Below are 23361 nucleotides of genomic sequence, written 5' to 3'. Positions count from 1 at the left end.
GTCATCCGGGAAAAACCAAAAAAAGCCCCGCGACCGAATGCGGTGCGGGGCAAAGAATCTGGTTGGTTGCGGCCAACCAAAGGAGCTCTTGCAGGAGCAGTCGGTCGACGCTCGATTGCTCGCGATGGACTCAAAAGCGGCTTGAATCAGCGATTGCTGGCGACTGTCTCTGGCTGCCAGCCGCCGCCGAGGGCTTTATAGATGGCGACGATGCCGCGGTATAGATCGATTTCGGCCTGGGCCTGGGAGTCTTCGGCCGCCAGGCGTTCGCGTTGGGCGTCGAGCAGCACGAGGAAGTCCGCCGTCCCTTCGCGGTAGCGGATTTGCGCCAGGTCGGCGGCGGCGCGGCTCGATTCGCTTTGACGGATCAGCGAGAGCAGGCGCTGCTGGCGTTTGCCGTAGTCGCTGAAAGCGTTTTCCGATTCCTCCAGGGCCAGCAGTACTTGCTGCTCATAGGTCGCCAGCGCGCCATCGGCGTCAGCATCGGCAGCCCGCAAGCGCGCGCGGACGCTGCCCAGATCGAACGCGGCCCAGGTGATGCTAGGGCCCAACGCCCAGGCGTTGGCCGCCGAGGAACCGATCTGCGAGCCACGTCCGGCGGTAAAGCCGAGGAAGCCGCTCAAGCTGACCCGTGGGAACAGGTCGGCCTTGGCCACGCCGATACGGGCAGTGGCTGCCGCCAGTTTGCGTTCGGCGCTGAGGATGTCCGGACGGCGTTGCAGCAACTGGCCCGGATCACCAATCGGCAGCGCCTTGGCAATCGCCGGCAGGGTCGCCGGGCTGAGGTCGACGCTCAGTTTGTCCGGGCGCTCGCCGAGCAGGGTGGCGATGCGGTTACGCTGACGCACTTGCTCGGCCTGCAGTTGCGGCACGCTGGCTTCGACCGCCGCGAGGCGCGCATCGGCGCGCACCACATCGAGCTGATCACCGACCCCGGCTTCGCGCAGGTCTTCGGTGATTTTGCGCGAGTCCTGCTGGTTCTTCAGGTTGGCCAGGGCGATTTTTTCCCGCAGTTGCGCGCCGCGCAGTTGCCCGTAGGCATCCACCAGTTCGGCAATCATGGTGACTTGCAGTTGGTAGAGGTCGGCGGCGGCCACTTGCTGGTCGGCATCGCTGGCTTCCAGTTGACGCTGGATACGCCCGAACAGGTCGATCTCCCAGGCCATGTCCAGGCCCAGGTCATAACGCTCGGTGTGCACCCGCTGATCGGTGATGCCGGGTTGCTGAGCCTTGCCTTGCTCACTGCTGGCGCGACTGGTGATGGTCGGCATGGCGTCGTTGCTGACATCATCGCGGATCGCCCGGGCCGCACGCAGACGGGCGAAGGCCACGCGCAGTTCACGGTTGCCCTGCAAGGATTTGCTCACCAGTTGGTCGAGGGTCGGATCCTCGAACTGCTGCCACCAGATGCCTTCGAAGCGTGCCCGGTCGAAGTTCTTCTGGCCGGCGGCGCCATCGGTGGCGGCCGTGATGTTGGCCGCCTCCGTGTCCGGGGTCTTATAGTCCGGGCCGACGGTGCAGGCACTCAAGGCCAGTACCAGCAAGCTCGGCAGGAAGGCTTTCAGGCTCATTGTTGCGCCTCCAGTTTCAGGGCCTTGGCCGCTTTGCGGGCTTCGCCGCGCTCAACGAAACGACGGATCAATACATAGAACACTGGCGTCAGCAGCAGACCGAAGAAGGTCACCCCGAGCATCCCGGAGAACACCGCCACGCCCATGGCATGGCGCATCTCCGCACCGGCACCGCTGGAGAAAACCAGGGGCACCACGCCCATGATGAAGGCGAAGGAGGTCATCAGGATCGGCCGCAGACGCAGACGGCAGGCTTCCAGAACCGCGCTGAGCGGGTCGAGACCTTCCTCTTGCTTATCCTTGGCGAACTCGACGATCAGAATCGCGTTCTTGCAGGCAAGTCCCACCAGTACGATCAAACCGATCTGGGTGAAGATGTTGTTGTCGCCGCCCGAGGCAATCACCCCGACGATGGCCGAAAGCAGGGTCATAGGTACGATCAGGATCACCGCCAATGGCAGGCTCCAGCTTTCGTACTGTGCCGCCAGTACCAGGAACGCCAGCAACACACAGAGCGGGAACACGAACAGCGCAGTGTTGCCCGACAGAATCTGCTGGTAGGTCAGGTCGGTCCATTCGTAGGTCATGCCGTTGGGCAGTTCTTCCTTGAGCAGTTTCTCGATGGCTTTCTCGGCCTGGCCGGAGCTATAGCCGGGCGCCGCGGCACCGTTGATTTCAGCGGTGATGAAGCCGTTGTAGTGCATCACGCGATCCGGGCCCGAGGTGTCGCTGACCTTGATGAAGGTCGCCAGCGGGATCATCTCGCCTTTGTTGTTGCGCACTTTCAGCTGACCGATCTGGCTCGGTTCAAGACGGAACTGTTGCTCGGCCTGAACGTTGACCTGGTAGGTGCGACCAAAGCGGTTGAAGTCGTTGGCATACAGCGAACCCAGGTAGATCTGCAGGGTGTCGAAGATGTCGCTGACGGCCACGCCGTGGGTCTTGGCTTTTTCCCGGTCGATCGCGGCATCGACCTGCGGCACGTTCACCGTGTAGCTGGTGAACAGGCCGGCCAGTTCCGGCACGCTGTGGCTTTTGTTGATGATGTTCATGGTTTCTTTGTACAGCTCGTCGTAGCCCAGGTTGCCCCGGTCTTCGATTTGCAGACGGAAACCACCGATGGTCCCCAGGCCCTGTACCGGCGGCGGCGGGAAAATCGCGATGTAGGCACCCTGGATATCAGCGAACTTGGCGTTCAGCGCGGCCGCGATGGCACCGGCAGACTCGCTTGGATCGGTACGCTCATCGAATGGCTTGAGCGGGGTGAATACGATGCCGCTGTTCGGGCTGTTGGTGAAACCGTTGATCGACAGGCCAGGGAAGGCCACCGAGTTGGCGACACCGGGTTGCTTGAGGGCAATCTCCGACATTTGCTTGATCACTTCTTCGGTGCGGTCCAGGCTCGAGGCGTCAGGCAGTTGGGCAAAGGCCACCAGGTATTGCTTGTCCTGGGCTGGAACGAAACCGGTCGGGGTGCTGGCAAAACCCATCCAGGTCAGGGCCATCAAGCCTGCATAGAGCAACAGGGCGATGCCACTGCTGCGAATCACGCGGGTGACGGTGCCGACATAGCCATGGCTGGCACGATCGAAGAAGCGGTTGAACGGACGGAACAACCAGCCACCGAACAGCTTGTCGAGCACCTTCGAGAAACGGTCTTTGGGGGCGTCGTGGCTTCTGAGCAGGACCGCGGCCAATGCCGGCGAAAGGGTCAGCGAGTTGAAGGCCGAGATCACGGTGGAGATCGCAATGGTCAGGGCGAACTGTTTATAAAACTGCCCGGTCAACCCGGAAATGAACGCCGCCGGGATGAACACCGCACACAACACCAGCGCCGTGGCGACAATCGGCCCGGTCACTTCGCGCATGGCGCGCTTGGTGGCTTCGACCGGCGTCAGCCCGAGTCCGATGTTTCGCTCGACGTTTTCCACCACCACAATGGCGTCATCCACGACGATACCGATGGCCAGTACCAGGCCGAACAGCGAGAGGGCGTTCAACGAGAAACCGAACAGGTGCATCACTGCAAAGGTACCGATCAGCGAAACCGGAACCGCCACCAATGGAATGATCGAGGCACGCCAGGTCTGCAGGAACAGGATCACCACCAGCACCACCAGGATCAGCGCTTCGAACAGGGTATGCACCACTGCCTCGATGGAACCGCGGACGAAAATGGTCGGGTCATAGACGATGTCGAAGTCCATGCCTTGGGGGAAACCTTGTTTCAGCTCGGTCATTTTTGCCCGGACTTCGTTGGAAATATCGATGGCGTTGGAGCCAGGGCGCTGGAAGATCGGGATGGCCACGGCCGGCTGGTTATTGAGCAGCGAGCGCAGGGCGTATTGACTGGAACCCAGTTCGACCCGGGCGATGTCCTTCAGGCGAGTGATTTCACCGTCCTCGCCAGAACGAATGATGATGTTCTCGAATTCTTCCTCGGAGACCAGCCGGCCCTGAGTGTTGACCGACAGCTGGAAGGCCGTGGCATTCGGTGCAGGTGGCGCACCCAGGGCACCGGCGGCGACCTGGCGGTTCTGTTCGCGAATCGCGCTGACTACATCGGTTGCGGTCAGGTTACGCGAAGCGGTCTTGTTTGGATCGAGCCAGACCCGCAGCGAGTAGTCGCCCATACCGAACAATTGCACATCCCCGACACCGCCCAGGCGCGCCAGCTCATCCTTGATGTTGAGCAGGGCGTAGTTGGACAGGTAGAGCATGTCGTAGCGTTTGTCCGGCGAGGTCAAGTGCACGACCATGGTCAGGTCGGGCGAAGCCTTGTCCACCGTGATGCCGATCCGGGTCACTTCCTCGGGCAGCTTGGGCTCGGTTCGGGTCACGCGGTTCTGCACCTGGACCTGGGCATTGTCCAGATCGGTGCCGAGGGCGAAGGTGATGGTCAGGGTGATCTTGCCATCGGCGGTCGACTGCGAGGACATGTACAGCATGTTCTCGACGCCGGTGATGGCTTGCTCCAGGGGAGCGGCCACGGTTTCACCGATGACTTTAGGGTTGGCACCCGGGAAGTTGGCGCGCACCACCACGGTCGGCGGTACCACTTCAGGGTATTCACTGATCGGCAACTGGAACAGCGAGATGGCGCCAGCGATCAGAATCAGCAGCGACAGCACCGCCGCGAAGATCGGCCGTGAAATGAAGAATTGGGAAAAATTCATTGGAGTTGTCGTCCCTTAACCGCGTGGGTTCGCAGCGCTGGCCAGTTTTACCGCGACCCCGGTGGCGCTCTTGGCGGGCGCGACTTGGGGCAGGTTGCTGGCTTCCAGTGCTTGTCGTTGTTGCGCCAGAGCGGCGAGGGTTTCTTTGCTGGCCATCGGGATCAGTTCAGGGGCGACCGGTGAACCCGGACGAACCCGCTGCAAGCCCTTGACGATGATGGTGTCGTCCTTGTTCAGGCCGCTGCGCACGATGCGCAAGCCTTCGATTTTCGGACCCAGTTCGACGGCGCGATAGGCCGATTTGTTGTCGGCATCCATCACCAGCACGAACTTTTTGCCAAGGTCGGTACCCACCGCTTCATCGTTGATCAGTACGGCGGAGTAGGTGCCGCTGCCCACCAGTTTCAGGCGTGCATAGAGCCCCGGGGTGTAGCTGCCGTCGCTGTTGTCGAACACGGCGCGACCACGGATGGTGCCGGTTTTCGGGTTGACCTGGTTGTCGACGAAGTTCATCTGGCCCAAGTGCGGGTTGCCGTCTTCATTGGACAGGCCAAGGTAAACCGGGGTGGTTTGACCGCGTTGGCCCTGGCGGGCGAGCTGTGTGTACTTGAGGTACACGCGCTCATCGGCGTCGAAGTAGGCGTAGATTTTGTCGGTGGAGACCACGCTGGTCAGCGCGGTGACATCGGCGGTGACCAGGTTGCCAGCGGTGATTTGCGCACGACTGACGCGACCGCTGATGGGTGCGGTCACCCGGGTGAAGCTCAGGTTCAGCTTGGCCAGATCAAGCTGTGCCTGGATGGCGCCGACACCGGCCCGGGCTTCCTGGGCGGCGCTGGTGCGCGAGTCGGCCAGTTCCGCGGAAATCGCATTGCTGGTGCGCAGACGCTCACCGCGTCGGGCTTCGTTTTCGCTGCGGGTGGCATTGGCGCGGCCCTGGGCAACCAGGGCTTCGAGGCGGCGAACCTCAGCCTGGAACGGACGCGGGTCGATCTGGAACAGCAGGTCGCCTTTTTTCACCAACGCACCTTCGGTGAAGGCCACTTCATCGATCTGGCCGGATACCCGGGGACGGATCTCGACGGTTTCCGGAGCTTCGAGACGCCCGGTGAATTCGTCCCACTCGTTGACCGGCTGTTCCAGCACCTTGGCTACGCTGACCTTGGGGGCTGGCAGAGTGGCGGCAGCATCTGGAGCCTTGCCGCAGGCGCTCATCACCAACAAGGCCAGCGCGGCCAGGGGGAAGCGCAAATGTTTGAATGACTGTTCCATGGATGCATCCGCCAAAATATTAAGATGGGCGGATGATGCTCGGCGAGGTTGTATCGCACGAATCGAATGAAGCGAAGGTAACTATCATTCGGAATGATATAAGCGTGAACCGAACCCTCTAGGATGCGCCTTTTGTTAGGGAGCTATCAATTGGATTAATAGCAAAAACTGTTGCAGGGAATGCAATTTTGCGTAGCAGCTGCCGAAGGCTGCGTTCGAGGACGGAGTCCTCGCAATCCAGTGATCGCGTGGTATCTGGAGAATTGCGTCGTCAGGTTTGCGACCGCTGCGCGGCCGAACGCAGCCTTCGGCAGCTGCTACGTCAAGCCAGACTCTCCGTGGATTGACTCACAAACAGGTTCTCGGCGGACGTGGTCAGGTGCTCGGTTTGAGCTATATTCAGAAAGTAACGGAGCTGGCGGCATTTTCAACGCAGGAATCATGTCCACCAACCTTTACAGAAGAAAAACGGAGACATTGATGGAAAGCCGTTTTCAAGTGGAGCGCTTGGAAGCCCGCATTCTGGACATTCCCACCATTCGCCCGCATAAACTCTCGTTTGGCTCCATCAGCCGGCAAAGCCCGGTGATCGTGCAGGTCTGGCTGGTCAATGGCGCTAGCGGATTCGGCGAGGCGGCCACCATCGGCGGTCCGTCGTGGAATGAAGAGTCACCGCAGAGCATCCTGCATGCCATCACCAACTACCTGGCTCCTGCCCTGATGGGCCAGGACGCTGGCTATTTCGGCAGTGCGCTGGCACGCATGGACAAGGCCTGCAAGGGCAATGCGTTTGCCAAGAGCGCGGTCGAGATGGCGTTGATCGATGCCGTGTCCCGCACGCTTGACTTACCGGCCTGGCAACTGCTGGGCGGCAAAATGCATCAAAGCCTGCCGCTGGCCTGGACGCTGGCCAGTGGCGACGTGGATCGCGATCTGGAGGAGGCACATCAGCGTCTCGAAGAAAAGCGCCACCGCATTTTCAAAATCAAGATTGGTGCCCGCGCGCCGGACGACGACGTGGCCCATGTATCGCAGATCGCGCGCGGCCTGCAAGGTCAAGCGACGTTGACGGTGGATGTCAACCAGGCGTGGGACGGGAACACCGCGCGCCGCTTCCTGCCTCAGATGATTGACGCCGGCGTCACCCTGATTGAGCAGCCGGTGGCCAAGTGGAATGTCGAAGCGCTCAAAATCCTGAGCGCCACGCTGGGAGACCGCGCCTGCATCATGGCCGACGAAACCGTGTGCACCCCGCAAGACGCGTTGCTTCTGGCCCGCGCGCAGGCCAGCCACGTGTTCTCTCTAAAAGTGGCCAAACACGGCGGCCTGATCCGCACCCGCCAGGTGGCGACGATAGCCGAGGCGGCCGATATTGGCTGGTACGGCGGCACCATGCTGGAAACGTCACTCGGCAGCGCCGCCTCGGCGCATGTGTTCGCGACCCTGGGCCCGCAGCACCATGGCTGCGAGTTGTTTGGCCCGCAACTGCTGGTAGACGATATCGTCGAGCAGCAAATGCCCATCGTGGACTTTGAACTGCAACTCCCAGACGGACCGGGCTTTGGCGTCGAGATTGTTCCCGCTCAGCTGGAACGCTTTGACCGTGCCCGCCAGGGCCTTACTCCGGTGCATATCGATCTGGCCAACGCACCTGAACCTCTCTAAGGAGAGCGCCCATGCTTTATCTGGTTCGGATGGATGTGAACATTGCGCGCGACCTGCCGCTTGAGCAGGCCGATGAAATCAAGGCCCGTGAAAAAGCCAAAGGTGACCCCGCTCGCAGCTCACCCATCTGCTATTAATCAAAACCACCCTTAGGGGACCCCGTCATGACTGAACTCACCCAGAATCAATTGCTCGAATTGGTAAACACCAGGCAGATCGCCGCTGGCAACCCGCGCGTGCGCGCGCTCACCCAGCGTATCGTCACCGACCTGTTCAAAACCATCGATGACATGGATGTGAGTGCCGACGAATTCTGGAAGGCTATGGACTGGCTGACCCGCACGAGCCAGAGCGGACAGATTGGTCTGATCACCGCCGGCCTGGGCTTTGACCGCCTGCTCGACATTCGTGCCGATGAAGCCGACCAGAAGGCCGGCCGCACGGGTGGTACGCCGCGTGCAATTGAGGGTCCGCTGTTCATCGCTGGTGCTCCGCGGTCCCACGGCGAAGCGCGCCTGGACGAAGGCGAGCCCAAAGGCGAACTGCTGGTCATGGAAGGTCAGGTGCTTGACCTGGAAGGTAAACCGGTAGCCGGGGCTCTGGTCGATGTGTGGCATGCCAATGAGAAAGGTGGGTATTCGCATTTCTTCCCCGGTATGAAGCCCTACGAGCTGCGTCGCCAGATCGAAACCGATGCACAGGGTCATTACCGCTTTCGCAGCTACCTGCCGCCCGGCTACGGGATTCCGCCCGACAGCCCGACTTCGGAGTTGTTTGACGCGCTGGGCCGACACGGTAACCGCCCGGCGCACATCCACTTCCTGATCGCAGCCCCAGGTCTGCGGACTCTGACCACGCAGGTCAACATTCCAGGTGACACCTACATTGACGACGACTTTGCCTTCGCCACACGCGACGGCCTGATCGTGGAGCTGGAGCGTAATGTGCCACCGGTCGGTTACGAGTCGCTGGGTATCAACGCGCCATTTACCCGTTCGCGCTTCAATTTCGTGATGCAAAAAGCCGTCAATGAGAGCGAAGCGTCGCCCGCTTCCCGCATGGCACGGGTAACTGCTTAAGCCTGAAGGCCAGCATTGGAGCAGGTGACATTGGCGCCCAGCGACTCGCCAGAGCAATATGAATTAACCCAGTGCCGATGCAGGACTATGCTTCGGTGGTGGGAATGAACTCATACCTTGACGATTCACGATTCAACGCATCAAACGCTCACACGGGTGTACGTTCGATTCCGACAGCACACAGGAGATCAGCGTGATAAACCTCAAGCAGCTCGAAGCCATGCTCGTAGACGACCCGGTCAACCACGCCTATCGGCTGGACCGGTCTGTTTTCACCGACGAACAGCTGTTCGAACTGGAGATGAAGTACATCTTCGAGGGCAACTGGGTTTACCTCGCGCACGAAAGCCAGATCCCCAAAGTCAACGACTTTCTGACCGTGTACATCGGCCGTCAGCCGGTCGTCATCACGCGCAGCAAGGACGGCAAGCTCAATGCGCTTGCAAACACCTGCACGCATCGTGGCGCCATTCTGTGCAGGCACAAGAAGGGCAACAAATCCAGCTTTACCTGCCCTTTCCACGGCTGGACTTTCAACAACAGCGGCAAGCTGCTCAAGGTCAAGGACCAGAACGCTGAGGCGGGCTACCCGCCGAGCTTCAACTGCGAGGGCAGCCATGACATGAAGAAGCTCGGGGCCTTCGAAAGCTACCGGGGCTTCCTGTTCGGTAGCGTCAACCCAGATGTGTTGCCGTTGACCGAACATCTCGGCGAGGCGGCCAAGATCATCGACATGATCGTTGATCAGTCACCCGACGGCATCGAGGTCCTACGTGGCTCGTCGACCTACAGCTTCGACGGCAACTGGAAATTGCAGACCGAGAACGGCGCCGACGGCTACCACGTGTCTGCGGTGCACTGGAACTACGCCGCCACCACCAGCCGGCGCAGCGCCGACGGCAAGGTCGACACCGTCAAGGCGATGAACGCCGGCAAATGGGCCCAGCAGGGGGGTGGCTCGTATTCGTTCAAGAACGGCCATATCCTGCTGTGGACCAACTGGTCCAACCCTGAAGACCGGCCGCTGTATACCCAGCGTGCTGAATGGGTCGATAAGTTCGGCGAAGCGCGGGCGGACTGGATGCTGGGCAAGTCGCGCAACCTGTGCCTGTACCCGAACGTCTACCTGATGGACCAGTTCAGCTCGCAGATTCGCGTGGTGCGGCCGATCTCGGTGAACAAGAGTGAAGCCACGATCTATTGCATCGCACCGAAGGGCGAGCCGGCCGAGGCGCGCGAGCGGCGCCTGCGGCAATACGAAGACTTCTTCAATGCCTCCGGCATGGCGACTCCCGATGACCTGGAGGAGTTCCGCTCGTGCCAGCTCGGCTATCAGGCGCGCGCCGTGAAGTGGAACGACATGAGCCGCGGCGCGGCACACTGGATCAAGGGTGCCGATGAGAATGCCGACCTGATCGGCCTGAAGCCAGAGCTGAGTTGCGTCAAGACCGAGGACGAGGGCTTGTACCTCGGGCAACACGATTTCTGGCTGGAGACCATGAAAAAGGCCTACGCGGCCGAGCAAGCCCTGGGGGAGGTCAATGATGCTGTCTTATGAAGCCATTCAGACCTTTCTGTATCAGGAAGCCCGTGCCCTGGATGAACACCGCTGGGCCGACTGGCTGGCGTTCTACGCGCCCGATGTCGAGTTCTTCATGCCCTCTTGGGACGATGACGACACACTGACGACGGATCCGCACAACGAAGTCTCGCTGATCTATTATCCCAGCAAGCAGGGGCTGGAAGATCGGGTCTTCCGCATCGAGACCGACCGCTCCAGTGCATCCACGCCAGATACCCGTACCGGTCATTCGATCAGCAACATTGAGGTGCTGTCCCAGGACGAGAAGAACTGTGAACTGACGTTCAACTGGACGACGCACAGCTTCCGCTACGACATCGTCGACCTGTATTTCGGAACCTCTCAATACACGCTCGATACCTCAGGCGACCAGCCTCTAATCAAGCGCAAGTACGTAGTGTTGAAGAACGACTACATTCACCACTTGCTCGACATCTACCACATTTGACGGTCACCGGATTTCAGCCGAGAAAGGCGATCTCATGAACTACAACATTGCGCTGCAATTTGAAGACGGGGTGTCACGGATCATTCCGTGCAACGCCGACGAACTGGTCTGTGACGCTGCCTACCGGGCCAAGATCAATATCCCGCTTGACTGTCGCGACGGCGCCTGCGGCACCTGCAAATCCCATTGCGAGAGCGGCGACTTCACGATGGGCGAATATATCGAGGACGCCCTGACGGACGACGAAGCTGCCAGCGGTTACGTGCTCACCTGCCAGATGAAGCCGACGTCGGACTGTGTCGTGCGCATTCCTGCTTCGTCGGCAGCGTGCAAGACCGTGGTCGGCTCGCACGGCGGTAAACTGACGGACATCGCGCGCGATTCCGCAACGACAGTGTCGTTTTCGGTGCAGGCAGAGCGGCCGCTCGCGTTTCTGCCTGGGCAATACGTGAACCTGCAGGTGCCGGGCACCAAAGAGACGCGCTCGTACTCGTTCAGCTCGGCGCCGAACCAGACGCAATTGTCCTTCTTGATCCGCGACGTTCCCGACGGCCTGATGAGCACTTACATGCGCAACAAGGCCCAGCCAGATGATTTCATGATGTTCACCGGCCCCTATGGCAGCTTCTACCTGCGCCCGACGGTGCGCCCGATCCTGATGCTTGCCGGTGGCACGGGGCTCGCGCCGTTCCTGTCGATGCTGCTGTGGCTGAAGGACAACCCGACCACGCAACCGATCCGGCTGGCCTACGGTGTCAACACGAACGACGACCTGGTTGAGCTCGACACGCTGGCCGAGATCAAGTCAATCATGCCGAACTTCGAATTCTTCACCTGCGTGGTCGACCGCGAAAGTGGACACCCAAAACTCGGCTATGTGACCGATCACCTGTCGGCCGGTGACCTTCACGACGGCAGCGTTGACGTCTATGTCTGCGGTCCGCCGCCCATGGTCGAAGGCGTGCGCAAGTGGATCGCGGGTGTGGGCGTTACCCCGAAGAACTTCCTGTTCGAGAAGTTCTCGTCGGACAACGAGGCGCGCACAGCATGAATCACCCTAATCGCTTCCACGACAAGGTCGTGATCGTCACTGGCGCCGCACAGGGCATCGGTCGTGGTGTGGCGCTACGTGTAGCGGCCGAGGGTGGCACTGTGCTGGCGGTAGACCGCTCCGACATCGTCAACGAGGTGTTGGCCGAAATAACCGGAAGCGGCGGCAAGGCAGCCGCTTTCCAGGCTGACCTCGAGACCTTCGCGGGAGCACAGGCTGTAATGGCCGAGTGTCTGGAAAAGTTCAAGCGGATCGATGTGCTGATCAACAACGTTGGGGGCACAATCTGGGCCAAGCCCTTTGAGCATTACGAAGAGGTGCAGATCGAGGCCGAAATCCGGCGTTCGCTGTTTCCCACGCTGTGGTGCTGCCGCGCTGTGCTCCCGTTCATGCTCAAAAAAAAGAAGGGCGTGATCGTCAATGTGTCATCGGTCGCCACGCGCAGCATCCATCGCGTTCCGTACGCGGCGGCCAAGGGCGGCGTGAATGCGCTGACGGCGTCCTTGGCGATGGAGCACGCCAATAATGGCATCCGCATCAATGCCACCGCGCCGGGTGGCACCGATGCTCCGCCACGCAAGATTGCGCGCAACGCCAGCAAGCAGACCCCGCAGGAAAAAGTCTGGTATCAGGCGATTGTCGACCAGACCACAGCGTCGAGCCTGATGCATCGTTACGGCTCGATAGACGAGCAGGTGGCACCGATCCTGTTTTTTGCATCCGACGAGTCGTCCTACATTACCGGATCCGTACTGCCTGTGGGCGGCGGCGACCTCGGCTAAAGACACCTTTAGCGACGAGCGCAGTTCGGCCAAATGCCGCCCTTCATTCAGCTGGATCGCAAACTGAACTGAAAGGAGATTTTTATGAGGCCAGTAGTCATTGCCGTGGCGATCACCGGATCGGTGCCACGTAAAAAGGATAATCCGGCCATTCCCGTGACCGCTAGCGAACAGATCGAATCGACGCATAAAGCGTTCGAAGCAGGCGCATCACTGGTCCATCTTCATGTTCGTAACCCTGATGAAAGCTCGTCTTCGGAACCTGCTTTATTTGGGCAAGTTCTGGAGGGCGTGCGCAAACACTGTCCGGGGATGATCGTACAGTTTTCAACGGGTGGCCGGGGCCGCGATCAAAGCGCGCGCGCAAATCCGCTTTCACTCAAGCCAGACATGGCGTCGCTAGCCACAGGGTCGGTCAATTTTCCCACTATGGTCTACGAGAATGCGCCAGCACTGGTCGTGGAATTGGCAACACGCATGAAAGAGAATGGGGTCGTGCCAGAGATCGAAATTTTCGATCTGTCGCATATCTATGGAACCCAACGCCTGGTCGACAGCGGTTTGCTGACCGATCATCCGCACGTGCAGTTCGTGATGGGGATAAAAAATGCCATGCCGGTGGAAGAACACTTGCTTGATATTCTGCTCGGTGAACTCAAGCGCGTCCTGCCCAAGGCGACATGGACGGCGGCCGGCATCGGCCGGTACCAGACCGATGTGATCGACTGGGTGCTGAAACGCAATGGCGACGCGGTTCGGACAGGGCTGGAAGACAATATTCGAATCAGCAAGGATCGGCTTGCCAAGAGCAACGCAGAGCTGGTAGGGATCGCTGTTGAACGATGTGCCAGCCATGACGCCCGGGCAGCCACGCCCGCCGAGGCGCGGTTGATACTGGGATTGCCGGCATGATGCCGCGCACGATCACGTTTGGATAACCGAGGTACCACATGAAAAGCCGCTGCTATAGTGAGTTGCTGCAGTAAACAGCCAGGCTTTCTGACGACCTGAGTAAGGAGGATGAAATGGCGAAGTACGTGCTGTTGGCGAATTGGACCGATCAGGGGGCACGCAACGCGAAGGACACCGTCACGCGGGGCCGGGCGGTACAGGAGCTGTTTGCAAGCCTTGGCGTGAATGCCCGGGAGTTTTTCTGGACGATGGGTCAGTACGATGCTGTGCTGATAATCGACGCTCCCGATGACGAGACCGTCATGAAGGCAGCTGTGGCCGTGGCGGCACAAGGAAATCTGCGCACAACGACGCTGCGCGCGCTCAGCGAGCAGGAAATGGAGCGTGTGTTGAGCGAGCTGCAGTGAGGGTGTGATGTGACAATGCAAAGCCCATCCCGGTGGGCGTGAAGGTGACGCAAGGGAGGCGAGTCAGGGCCGATGCCGTTAGGCAACTGACCCGCCCGCCGTCGAGACATCTGATATTTATTGAGCGCTCGGGACTATCATCCCTCTTTCCCTGTCTCCAGAAACTGGATGGTCACCCCTGACAGCGCCCGTGCTCCGACGACTAGCGCGCTTTCATCCACGAAGAATTGCGGATTATGGTTAGGCGCGGCGGTCGCCGGGTCTTGGCCATCCGGAGTTACGCCAAGGAAGAAATAAAGCCCAGGCACTTGTTGGGCGAAAAAGGAGAAGTCCTCGGAGGCACCGACCAGCGGGGTAGTGGCAACCTTGCCAGAGGCCGCCCGGGCAAACACGGGAGCCATTTGCCCCGCGAGCTTTTCGTCGTTCATCGTAGTGCCATAAGCCGGGACCACCGAAACCTCAGCCTTGGCGTCCGCGCTTTCGGCGATCTTCTCGGCGGTGAGTTTCACGTCGCGAGCGACCTGCGCACGGACCTTCTCGTCGTAGGTACGAATGGTGCCGGCCATTTGTACTTGCTCCGGGATAATGTTGGGGGCGCTGCCGCCCTGGATCATGCCGACGGTGACCACCGCTGGCGACTGCGTCAGATTGGTCCGGCGGCTCACCACGGTCTGCAGGCCGGTGAGCACTTGGGCTGCGGTCACTACAGGGTCGACGGTGTTCCAGGGCATGCCGCCATGACCCTGCTTGCCGGTGACGGTGATCTGCAGGTCATCGCTGCTGGCAGTGGTCGCGCCAGTGCGCCAGCTGAGCTCCCCTGATCGTCCAGGCATGACGTGCACAGCGAAGACCGCATCGGGTTTAAGCTTGTCGAACACCCCCTCTTGCAGCATCAGCTGCGCACCCCAAAGCTTGTTCTGGCCGGGCATGACCTGGCTCGATCCCTCTTCCGCAGGCTGGAAGATGAACATCACCTTGCCAGGCAGCTTCTCGCGCATGCCCGCCAGCACTTCGGCCGTGGCCATCAGCATGGCGGTGTGAGCATCGTGGCCGCAGGCGTGCATAACGTCCACTTCCTTGCCCTGATAGGTGCCGCGGGCCTTGGAGGCGAATGGCAGGCCCTCCGGTTCCTTGACCGGCAGGGCGTCCATGTCGGCGCGTAGTGCCACGGTAGGCCCAGGCTTGCCACCGTCGAGAATGCCCACCACGCCGGTGCGCGCAATGCCAGTGTGAACCTCAAGGCCGAGCTTGCGCAGGTGGTCAGCCACCAGCTTGGCGGTGCGCGTCTCCTGGTCGCCCAGTTCTGGATGTTGGTGAATATCGCGGCGCCATTCAATCAGCTTCTGCTCCACGGCTGCAGCACGGCTGTAAGCCTGCTCCTCAAGTGCGCCGGGTGGTTGTGCCTGGGCGGCACCGGTGAGGCCCAGCAGCAGACAGGCCAGCAACTTTGGAGGTTTGAGTGATCGCATTGTTTCAACTCCTGACATTGATGCAGCGCCCTGTAGCAGTCGCTACAAAAGATCTGATTGAGAACGCCCTGGAGCCAATCAGGGCCTGAGAGGTCGATTTGGCAACCCTTTTCAGAGGCTGTCCGGATCCCCAAAGAACATCTGTATCCGCGACCGCAACCAGCGCTCGCCCGGATCATTGTCCTGGGAACCACGCCAGGCCATGTGCAATTCGAAAGTGCGGGTGGGCAGCGGCGGGTCTTCGGCGCGAACGCCTCCGGCGGCGGTCAGCGCCTCGGCGGTGTAGTCGGGCACGGTGGCGACGATGTCGGTACCCGCCAGCAGCGTGCTTAAACCATTGAACTGCGGGACAGCGAGCACCACATGCCGTTTGCGCCCGAGTTTCTCCAGCTCCTCATCGATAAACCCGCTGAGGTCGCCGGCAAACGACACCAGGGCATGGGGACGGGCGCAGAAGTCATCCAGGCTCAAGGCCCCGGGCATGCTGTCGGCGCGCAGCAGTTTCGGCAGGCTGCGGCGCAGGACCTTGCGTTTGGCGTTGGCTGGCAGATCGGTGGTGTAGCTGACGCCGATCGAGATTTCGCCAGACGCCAGCATCCCCGGCATCAATATGTAGTTGACCCGCCGCACCACCAGCACAATGCCCGGCGATTCGGCGCGCAGGCGTTTGAGCAGCATTGGCAGCAGGGCAAACTCGACGTCGTCCGACAGTCCGATTCGAAACACCGCGGTGCTGGTCGCCGGGTCGAACTCCGAGGCGCGGCTCACCGCAGTGGAGATCGAATCCAGCGCCGGCGAGAGCAGGGCGAAGATTTCCACCGCCCGGGCGGAAGGTTCCATGCTGCGCCCGGTGCGCACGAACAGCGGGTCGTCGAATAGACTGCGCAGGCGTGACAAGGCCGCGCTGATGGCCGGCTGGCCGAGGAACAGTTTCTCCGCAGCACGGGTCACACTGCGTTCATGCATCAATGTTTCGAACACGATCAACAGGTTCAGGTCGACACGACGCAGGTCATTACGGTTCATCTTGAGTCCTGGCAAAATCAGCAAGGTGAATCAGCAAACTTGACGAGAACGGCCATTTGATAACAATGGCCGGCATGAATCTTACGAGGAAAGGCTGCTACTCTGCACCGGGTAATTCAGTTTTCCTACAAAGCTGGTTCGGTTTCCTACGGCATTAGACGTCGTGGCAGGAGTTGCGGAATCAATGACAGGCATGTCGACTATTAATAGCCACTGATGGTCTTGGTCAGAAAGCCCAGATAGAGTTCATGGCATTAGAAGGTTATTTTTTGACGAGGTTTGCGATGTCCCGCACGATCCGTTTTCACAAGTTTGGTCCAGCCGAGGTGCTCAAATGCGAAGAGCATGCGCCGGCGCTGCCTGCGCCGGGCGAAGTGCAGGTGCGTGTCGAGGCGATAGGCATCAGTTGGTATGACGTGCTCTGGCGTCAGAACCTGGCATCGTCCCATGCTCGCCTGCCTTCGGGACTGGGTCATGAAATGGCCGGTGTGGTGACGGCAGTCGGCGAGGGCGTGGATGACCTGGAAGTGGGTGACAAGGTCGCCAGCTTCCCGGCTGAGAGCCCGAATGATTACCCGGTCTACGGCGAGCAGATCGTTCTGCCACGCTCGGCGCTGACCCGTTATCCCGACGTCCTCAGCCCGATTGAAGCCAGTGTGCACTACACGCCTCTGCTGATCGCCTACTTTGCCTATGCCGACCTGGCGCGGGTCAAGCCGGGTCAGTTTGCCCTGGTGACCGATGCCAGCCACTGTGCCGGTCCGTCCTTTGTGCAGTTGGGTAAAGCCCTGGGCGTGCGGGTGATCGCTGCCACCAAGACGGCTGAGGAACGTGACTATCTGCTGTCCCTCGGTGCCGAGAAGGTGATCGTTACCGAAGAACAGGATCTGCTGATGCAGATTAACAAGTACACCGACAATCGTGGTGTCGATGTGGTCTTCGACGGCCTTGGCGGGCCGCAGATGTCGCTGCTTGGCGATGTTCTGGCGCCGCGCGGCAGCCTGGTGTTGTACGGCCTGCAAGGCGGCAACCAGACACCGTTCCCGGCCTGTGCGGCGTTCCAGAAGAACATTCAGTTCTTTGTGCATTGCATCGGCAACTTCACCGGCAAGCCGGAGCTGGGCATCATTCAGGATCAGGTGGCGTTGCAACGGGCGTTGCGCGACATCAATCAGATGACCGCGGATCGCGTGCTGCTGCCGCTCAAGACCCGGGTCTTCCCGTTCAATGAGTTTGTCGAAGCCCACCGTTACATGGACGAATGCCCATGTCGCGAACGGGTTGCGCTCCAGGTCGAGCCGGCTTGATAACCTTCGCCAGAGTCACTTGCAAAAGACTCTGGCGTTTTTGCTGCAGTGCATTGCCCCGTCCCCATTAGTCCCCCTCCTGTCAGTCTCCCGCCCCATTCGCCAGGGCGGGTTGAATATCCTTATAGTCCCAGTATTCGCTCGACTCTTCATGCGCCCACAGCAGGCATTATTGCCCCATGACCCGGATTGTATAGAGCTCGGAATATTCAAGCTGTCCGCTAACTGAACTGGTTTTTTGTACGGATCTGTATCTTCCAATCATTATATAAGCCTTGATAATTGCATGATCACTTTCATCTCAAGGAATGAGTCATGTTTGAAGTTCATGGGTTATTGGTATCGTGCCTCGGGTTTTTTCATGGGCCCCTTGCTGTGCAAGGGTTTGAGCGGCGATGCCGGGAACTAAGCGTTGTACGATTAGTTCCCGATGGGGCTGTTGCTGTGCAGCTTCTTTATTTTATGTACTCATTGTTTGTAGGAAGTTGTAGGAAGTCTCCTAGGTAGTATTCATCTACTTTCTGACAGGCTTGGCACTTCGCCAGCATGTTAACATTTGGTAACTGATGCCTGCGCCAGTGGGCACTCTTGCTTTCTCCAGAACAGCAGCCGAGGCAGGGCCGGAGATGGCCTGTTTGAAACTGACTTCTATATTTCAGGTGTAACGACAATGAGCGATATTCACGATCAAGCAATGAACTACGTTTATCAACAGGTATTGCATCGCTTGCTGGGTTTTTACTCCCGGGCAGAGCGCACTGCATTGCAGCTTTTTATCCAGCGGCTGATCGTCGCGGCAGGGGGAATCGAGCGCATCAATCAATTCAGGGTGCTGGTGGTCCACCCGGGAACCAGGGACAGCAGCTATACCCTGGGATTCGTGCGCGCCGCCCAATTGAGCATTGCCGGCAGGGCTCCGGCCACCTTCAACCTGCGAGTGGCCACCTTGCGTCACGCGGGGATGAGCCAGACGGCCATGGCCAATGTTCATCGCAGCTACAGCAGTTTGTTTGTCTATGACGACCCGCGAGTGGAGGTATTGATGCTCGAGGGGGAAAATGTGCTGCCGTTCAGTCATCTGTCCCCCCTGTGCGATGAAGGTCGCGAGCTGAATCGGCGAAACATGCTGCTTAGCTGCCACCTTGCGCCGGGCGTGAAACGCTCGACCTTTCGTAATGACTGTTACTTATCCATGGGCGCCTTCTATGGCCGGATGGCTCGCTGGGGCGATGGCGTCGATGTGTTGGTCAGCAGTGACTCACCTCATGAGCAAAGACGCTATTTGACCGGTTTCTCAAGCGCCGCACGCACCATCGGCTTACCTAGCGAGGGCACCCCGGCACTGGATTTCGAAGATCTGTTCAGTGTGCTGACCTCTTACGGGCAAGACTATTTTTACCAGCTCTGTGCGGACCAGGACCACGATCAGGTTCAGGATCAGGAAGAGGTGCCGCACAACGAGGATTTTCAGGCCCGTCGACAGGTCGCCTACCTTGGTCTGCATGATCTGGTGAGGGGGGAGCTGGAAGATCGCTGGCCGTTGCTCAGCGAATTCCTCGGATTCCAGTTCGATCAATTGACCTCGCAGGTCAGCGACACCGAATACGTGAGCCCTCTGTTGTCGGCCCACACCCACGGCTTGCGCACCCAGTTCGTAGACGGCCGCAGCTATGAGGAGGGGGTTTGCCAGTACCTGCAATCGGCCGCACTCTTGATGCGCAAGAAGAACCTGCCGGAAAAGGTTATAGAGCAGATGCTTTCAGCCTATGGCAATCCGCAGCGGATCGAGGAGCGTCGCGCACTGGCGAGCAGTTATGCCCAGCAAACCCTGGGCCTGAATGAGACACAGCTGGTTTGCCTGTTGTTCAGCCCCTTTGTCAACGCCGGCGCCGGCCTTGAGCGTTTCCTGCGCTGTCATCACCCGGGCATGCTGGTAGCGCTGCCCGAGTTGCATAAAGCGCTGCAGACACGGTCGGCGGCGGAGCAGGTCTTGCAGTGGATGGTCGATGTCAGCGGCCTGTCCATTGGCTTGCTGAGCAAGCTTTACCGCATGTGCCCGTTGTCCGCGGCGGACCAGGTCTCGATCGACTTAACGGATCTTGAGCGCTATGCGGGCCCACGCCTCACTCCCGATAGCGGTGGCTTGACCAGCGAAGAGTCGGCTGGAAGTTGAGGAGGGTCGAGTTGAGAGGTCCAAGGAAAGTGTCTCCCTGCTTGCAGGTTTACCGACGGGCAACCGGCAACTCCCCACGGATGGGTCCTTACCCATGAAAGGAGGCAGACAAACCGACTTCGCTTACCAGGCCGTGTACCGTTATCTGACCCATTTGATCAGTGAGGTGGGGACCGAGGCTCGCGTCAAGTTGCCTTCGTTGCGGCATTTGGCGGAGCGGCTGAATGTCTCCATCTCGACTATTCAGTATGCCTAGCCATTGCTGGAGAAGGAGGGGCGGGTCTATTCGGTCGCCAAGTCTGGTTACTATGCGCTGCCGGTATCTTCCAGCAGTCCATACGTCAGCGGCAATGACCTGCTTGAAACCGTTTATGTCAGTGCCCGGCACCCGGATATGTTGGTATTGAGCTGTGACGAACCGGCTTTTCTGCTGTCTCTGGATAGCCCGCTATTGCTGTTGGAGCGTGAATTGGTGCGCCAGTATCCACGCCAGCTTCAGTCGCTGTCGCAGCCTTGTGGCGAGTTGGAATTGCGCACGGCCCTGGCGGCCCGTTACACCTCGTCGCCAGTGCGCTGCTGGCATGCCGACGATGTTTACATCGGCGCCGACCTGCGCGGTGTATTGGAGATTCTGATCGCGGTGCTTGGGCTCGCGGGTGCTACGGTGGTGGTGGAATCGCCCTGTGACTGGGGGATTCTGCGTTTGCTGCAGACCGCCGGGGTGCGGGTGCTCGAGCTGCCACTGCAAGACAATGGCTGCCTGGACCTGGATGCGCTCAGCCACCTGCTGGAGAGTGAAGTGGTGCGTCTGGTGATGCTGTCCTCGGGCATCAGCATGCCGATGGGCAGCCTGATGCCCGCGAGCGATAGACGTCGTGTGGCGCAGTTGCTGGAGCTGCATGATTGCTGGGTGCTGGAGAACGACATCTACGGGGAACTGGCGTTTGAACAGATCCAATGGCGCTTTCGTGATCTGGTGGACGCCGAACGGCTGATGGTGTTTTCCACCTTCGAGAAAATAATCGGTCCTGAAGCACCCTATGGGTATCTGCTTTCCCGTCATTCGAGCGCCGAACTGCAGCGACATTTTCTGTTGCGCTCCTTTCGCTTGTCGCCCATTCGTCAGAAGGCCATTGCCCGGTTGTATACCAGTGGCCGATTCGATCAACACCTGCAGGTACTGCGGCGTATGTTGAAAGAACGCATGCAGCATATGACCCAACTGCTGCACGAACGGCTGGCCGACTCCCTGCAGTTCATCCTGCCTGCCGGCGGTGCTACGGTGTGGGTGCGTTCCTTGCGCCCGGTGGATGTGCGTCGAGTGTTCCAGCGTATGCTCAATCAACGGATTCTCGTGGCTCCAGGGGAGCTGTTCAGCATTCACGGGCTTCACTCCCAGAGCCTGAGGTTGAGTCACGCCTGCTGCAGCGGCACCCATGATCTGGATGCAGCGCTGAGCTGTCTGGCGGATGCCTTGCGTCTGGAAATGCTTGAGTAGGTACAGCTGACAAATCCTGTCGGCGGGATAGATAGCGTCGCACTGCGGTCAAAGTGCCAGTAAACTGCTTGCCTATCCATGAACCACCCTATCCAGAGGTTTTGCATGACAATCAGTCCTTTTGCGGGCAAACCGGCACCGGTAGAATTGTTGGTCGATATCCCGCGACTGGTGACGGCCTATTACACCCATCAACCGGATGCGGCAGTCTCCACCCAGCGGGTGGCTTTTGGCACTTCGGGACACCGCGGCAGCTCCTTCGACTCGAGCTTCAATGAATGGCATGTGCTGGCCATCAGCCAGGCTATCTGTCTGTATCGCGAAGCCCAAGGTATTGATGGTCCACTGTTTGTCGGGATCGATACCCACGCGCTGTCGACGCCCGCCGGCACCAGCGCGCTGGAGGTGCTCGCGGCAAACGGGGTGACGGTGATGATCGCCGAAGGCGACGAATACACCCCGACGCCGGCGATTTCCCACGCCATTCTGTGCTACAACCGCGGCCGCACCTCAGGGCTGGCCGACGGCATCGTTATCACGCCTTCCCATAACCCGCCGCAAAGCGGTGGCTACAAGTACAACCCGCCCAATGGCGGGCCGGCCGATACCCACATCACCAAGTGGATCGAAGCCAAGGCCAATGAACTGCTGGCCAACAAGCTCGCGGGCGTCAAGCGCATCAGCTACGAGCAGGCACTCAAGGCCAGCACTACCCATCGTCACGACTACCTCAATACCTACGTTGCCGACCTGATCAATGTGATCGACCTGGACGTTATCCGTGGCGCCAAGCTGCATCTGGGCGTCGACCCGCTGGGCGGAGCAGGGGTGCGCTACTGGTCGGCGATTGCCGAGCATTACCGCCTGGATCTGGAAGTGGTCAACACCCAGGTTGATCCGACGTTCCGCTTCATGTGCGTGGACTGGGACGGGCAGATCCGCATGGACCCCTCTTCCAGTTACGCCATGCAAGGCCTGATCGGCCTCAAGGACCGTTTCGACGTGGCATTCGGCTGTGATCCGGACCATGATCGCCACGGTATCGTCACCCCGTCCGGCGGCTTGCTGGCGCCGAACAACTATCTGGCGGTGTCCATCGACTACCTGTTCCAGAATCGTCCGCAATGGCGGGCCGATGCTGCCGTGGGCAAGACCGTGGTCAGCAGCGGTTTGATCGACCGAGTCGCCAAACGTCTGGACCGCCGACTGTATGAAGTGCCGGTGGGTTTCAAATGGTTTGCCGATGGTCTGTTCGACGGTTCCCTGGGCTTCGGCGGTGAAGAAAGCGCCGGCGCCTCGTTCCTGCGCAAGGACGGCGGCGTCTGGAGCACCGACAAGGATGGCCTGATCCCGGCGCTGTTGGCGGCAGAGATGACCGCTCGTACCGGCCGCGACCCTGGCCAGATCTATCGGGCCTTGACCGATGAGCTGGGTGAACCTTTCGCGGTGCGCGTCGATGCCAAGGCCACGCCCGCGCAAAAAGCCTTGCTCGGCAAACTGTCGCCGGAGCAGGTCAAGTCGACGCAATTGGCTGGCGAAACCATTCAGAGCATCCTCAGCCATGCCCCCGGCAACGACCAGGCCATCGGTGGCCTGAAAGTCATGACCGAGAACGGCTGGTTCGCGGCGCGGCCTTCGGGCACTGAAGACATCTACAAGATTTATGCTGAAAGCTTTATTGGCGAGGAACACCTCAAGCAGCTGGTGGCCGAAGCTCAGGTATTGGTGGATGGTGCAATTGCGGTGAAATGATTGAGGGCCACGCGGTCCGTAGCAGCTGCCGAAGGCTGCGTTCGGCTGCGCAGCAGTCGTAAAATCAAACGCTGCGGTACTTCAGACACACCGTGGAAGCAGGATTTACGACTGCTGCGCAGCCGAACGCAGGCTTCGCCAGCTGCTACGGGGGAATATGCTGTTTGCGCGAAGGCGGCGGCACAGTCAAT

At 59.9% G+C, this 23361-nt stretch carries 17 protein-coding genes and 2 pseudogenes; 13 read left to right on the top strand and 6 right to left on the bottom strand.

From position 1 onward, the window contains the following. Positions 1-146: 146 nt before the first annotated feature. The 4 genes and pseudogenes from F8N21_RS14255 to F8N21_RS31475 all read right to left on the bottom strand — a co-directional run. Positions 147-1571: an efflux transporter outer membrane subunit gene (locus tag F8N21_RS14255; RefSeq protein ID WP_150642742.1), complete on the bottom strand. Its 1425-nt coding sequence runs from the start codon at positions 1569-1571 to the stop codon at positions 147-149. Further along, on the bottom strand, positions 1568-4747 hold the full coding sequence (locus F8N21_RS14250) for an efflux RND transporter permease subunit (RefSeq protein ID WP_150642741.1): 3180 nt from the start codon (positions 4745-4747) through the stop codon (positions 1568-1570). The genes F8N21_RS14255 and F8N21_RS14250 overlap by 4 nt, the downstream gene beginning before the upstream one ends. A gap of 15 nt (positions 4748-4762) precedes the next feature. Further along, complete coding sequence (gene mexE / locus F8N21_RS14245) at positions 4763-6019, bottom strand: multidrug efflux RND transporter periplasmic adaptor subunit MexE (protein ID WP_150642740.1); 1257 nt, start codon at positions 6017-6019, stop codon at positions 4763-4765. Positions 6020-6341: 322 nt separating this feature from the next. Beyond that, positions 6342-6428 (bottom strand): annotated as a pseudogene (locus F8N21_RS31475) (hypothetical protein); the annotation flags it as partial. Between the two features lie 32 nt (positions 6429-6460). Here F8N21_RS31475 and F8N21_RS14235 point away from each other — a divergent pair. The 9 genes from F8N21_RS14235 to F8N21_RS14195 all read left to right on the top strand — a co-directional run bounded on the left by F8N21_RS14235 (position 6461) and on the right by F8N21_RS14195 (position 13945). Beyond that, positions 6461-7684 carry a muconate cycloisomerase family protein gene (locus F8N21_RS14235; RefSeq protein WP_224788220.1) on the top strand — a complete coding sequence of 408 codons (1224 nt, stop codon included), beginning with the start codon at positions 6461-6463 and terminating at the stop codon, positions 7682-7684. Between the two features lie 11 nt (positions 7685-7695). Next, positions 7696-7821 (top strand): muconolactone Delta-isomerase family protein, encoded by a 126-nt coding sequence (locus F8N21_RS14230; protein ID WP_150642739.1) that lies wholly within the window; start codon positions 7696-7698, stop codon positions 7819-7821. Positions 7822-7848: 27 nt separating this feature from the next. Next, positions 7849-8763 (top strand): dioxygenase, encoded by a 915-nt coding sequence (locus tag F8N21_RS14225; protein ID WP_150642738.1) that lies wholly within the window; start codon positions 7849-7851, stop codon positions 8761-8763. A gap of 220 nt (positions 8764-8983) precedes the next feature. Continuing rightward, entirely contained in the window at positions 8984-10321 is a 1338-nt protein-coding gene (benA, locus tag F8N21_RS14220) for a benzoate 1,2-dioxygenase large subunit (RefSeq protein ID WP_224788222.1), read from the top strand. Further along, the gene (gene benB / locus F8N21_RS14215; protein WP_224788219.1) at positions 10308-10793 is read left to right on the top strand and encodes a benzoate 1,2-dioxygenase small subunit; all 486 of its coding nucleotides are present in this window, start codon (positions 10308-10310) and stop codon (positions 10791-10793) included. The genes benA and benB overlap by 14 nt, the downstream gene beginning before the upstream one ends. Positions 10794-10827: 34 nt before the next feature. Further along, on the top strand, positions 10828-11844 hold the full coding sequence (gene benC, locus F8N21_RS14210; protein WP_150642735.1) for a benzoate 1,2-dioxygenase electron transfer component BenC: 1017 nt from the start codon (positions 10828-10830) through the stop codon (positions 11842-11844). Next, positions 11841-12626: a 1,6-dihydroxycyclohexa-2,4-diene-1-carboxylate dehydrogenase gene (locus F8N21_RS14205; protein ID WP_150642734.1), complete on the top strand. Its 786-nt coding sequence runs from the start codon at positions 11841-11843 to the stop codon at positions 12624-12626. Before benC ends, F8N21_RS14205 begins: the two co-directional genes overlap by 4 nt. 84 nt (positions 12627-12710) lie before the next feature. Continuing rightward, positions 12711-13538 carry a 3-keto-5-aminohexanoate cleavage protein gene (locus F8N21_RS14200; protein WP_150642733.1) on the top strand — a complete coding sequence of 276 codons (828 nt, stop codon included), beginning with the start codon at positions 12711-12713 and terminating at the stop codon, positions 13536-13538. Between the two features lie 113 nt (positions 13539-13651). Next, complete coding sequence (locus tag F8N21_RS14195; RefSeq protein ID WP_150642732.1) at positions 13652-13945, top strand: GYD domain-containing protein; 294 nt, start codon at positions 13652-13654, stop codon at positions 13943-13945. 137 nt (positions 13946-14082) lie between these two features. On the opposite strand, the gene F8N21_RS14190 is transcribed toward F8N21_RS14195, so the two are convergent. Both F8N21_RS14190 and F8N21_RS14185 read right to left on the bottom strand, forming a co-directional pair. Then, a complete protein-coding gene (locus tag F8N21_RS14190; protein WP_150642731.1) occupies positions 14083-15414 on the bottom strand; it encodes an amidohydrolase in 1332 nt (443 codons plus the stop codon). 111 nt (positions 15415-15525) lie between these two features. Next, a complete protein-coding gene (locus tag F8N21_RS14185; protein ID WP_150642730.1) occupies positions 15526-16440 on the bottom strand; it encodes a LysR family transcriptional regulator in 915 nt (304 codons plus the stop codon). Positions 16441-16724: 284 nt separating this feature from the next. Between F8N21_RS14185 and F8N21_RS14180 the strand changes: the two genes are divergently transcribed. From F8N21_RS14180 to pgm, 4 genes and pseudogenes are all read left to right on the top strand, one after another. Further along, complete coding sequence (locus F8N21_RS14180) at positions 16725-17747, top strand: zinc-dependent alcohol dehydrogenase family protein (RefSeq protein ID WP_150642729.1); 1023 nt, start codon at positions 16725-16727, stop codon at positions 17745-17747. A gap of 670 nt (positions 17748-18417) precedes the next feature. Then, the gene (locus F8N21_RS14175; protein ID WP_191624324.1) at positions 18418-19920 is read left to right on the top strand and encodes a hypothetical protein; all 1503 of its coding nucleotides are present in this window, start codon (positions 18418-18420) and stop codon (positions 19918-19920) included. Positions 19921-20014: 94 nt separating this feature from the next. After that, positions 20015-21418, top strand: a pseudogene (locus F8N21_RS14170) (PLP-dependent aminotransferase family protein). A gap of 105 nt (positions 21419-21523) precedes the next feature. After that, the gene (gene pgm, locus F8N21_RS14165) at positions 21524-23170 is read left to right on the top strand and encodes a phosphoglucomutase (alpha-D-glucose-1,6-bisphosphate-dependent) (RefSeq protein WP_150642728.1); all 1647 of its coding nucleotides are present in this window, start codon (positions 21524-21526) and stop codon (positions 23168-23170) included. The last annotated feature ends 191 nt before the right edge of the window (positions 23171-23361 follow it).

Origin of the sequence: Pseudomonas fluorescens (assembly GCF_902497895.1) — a bacterium.
In the GTDB taxonomy this organism is placed as follows: Bacteria; Pseudomonadota; Gammaproteobacteria; order Pseudomonadales; family Pseudomonadaceae; genus Aquipseudomonas; species Aquipseudomonas fluorescens_BP.
This window is presented reverse-complemented; position numbering and strand designations above follow the sequence as displayed.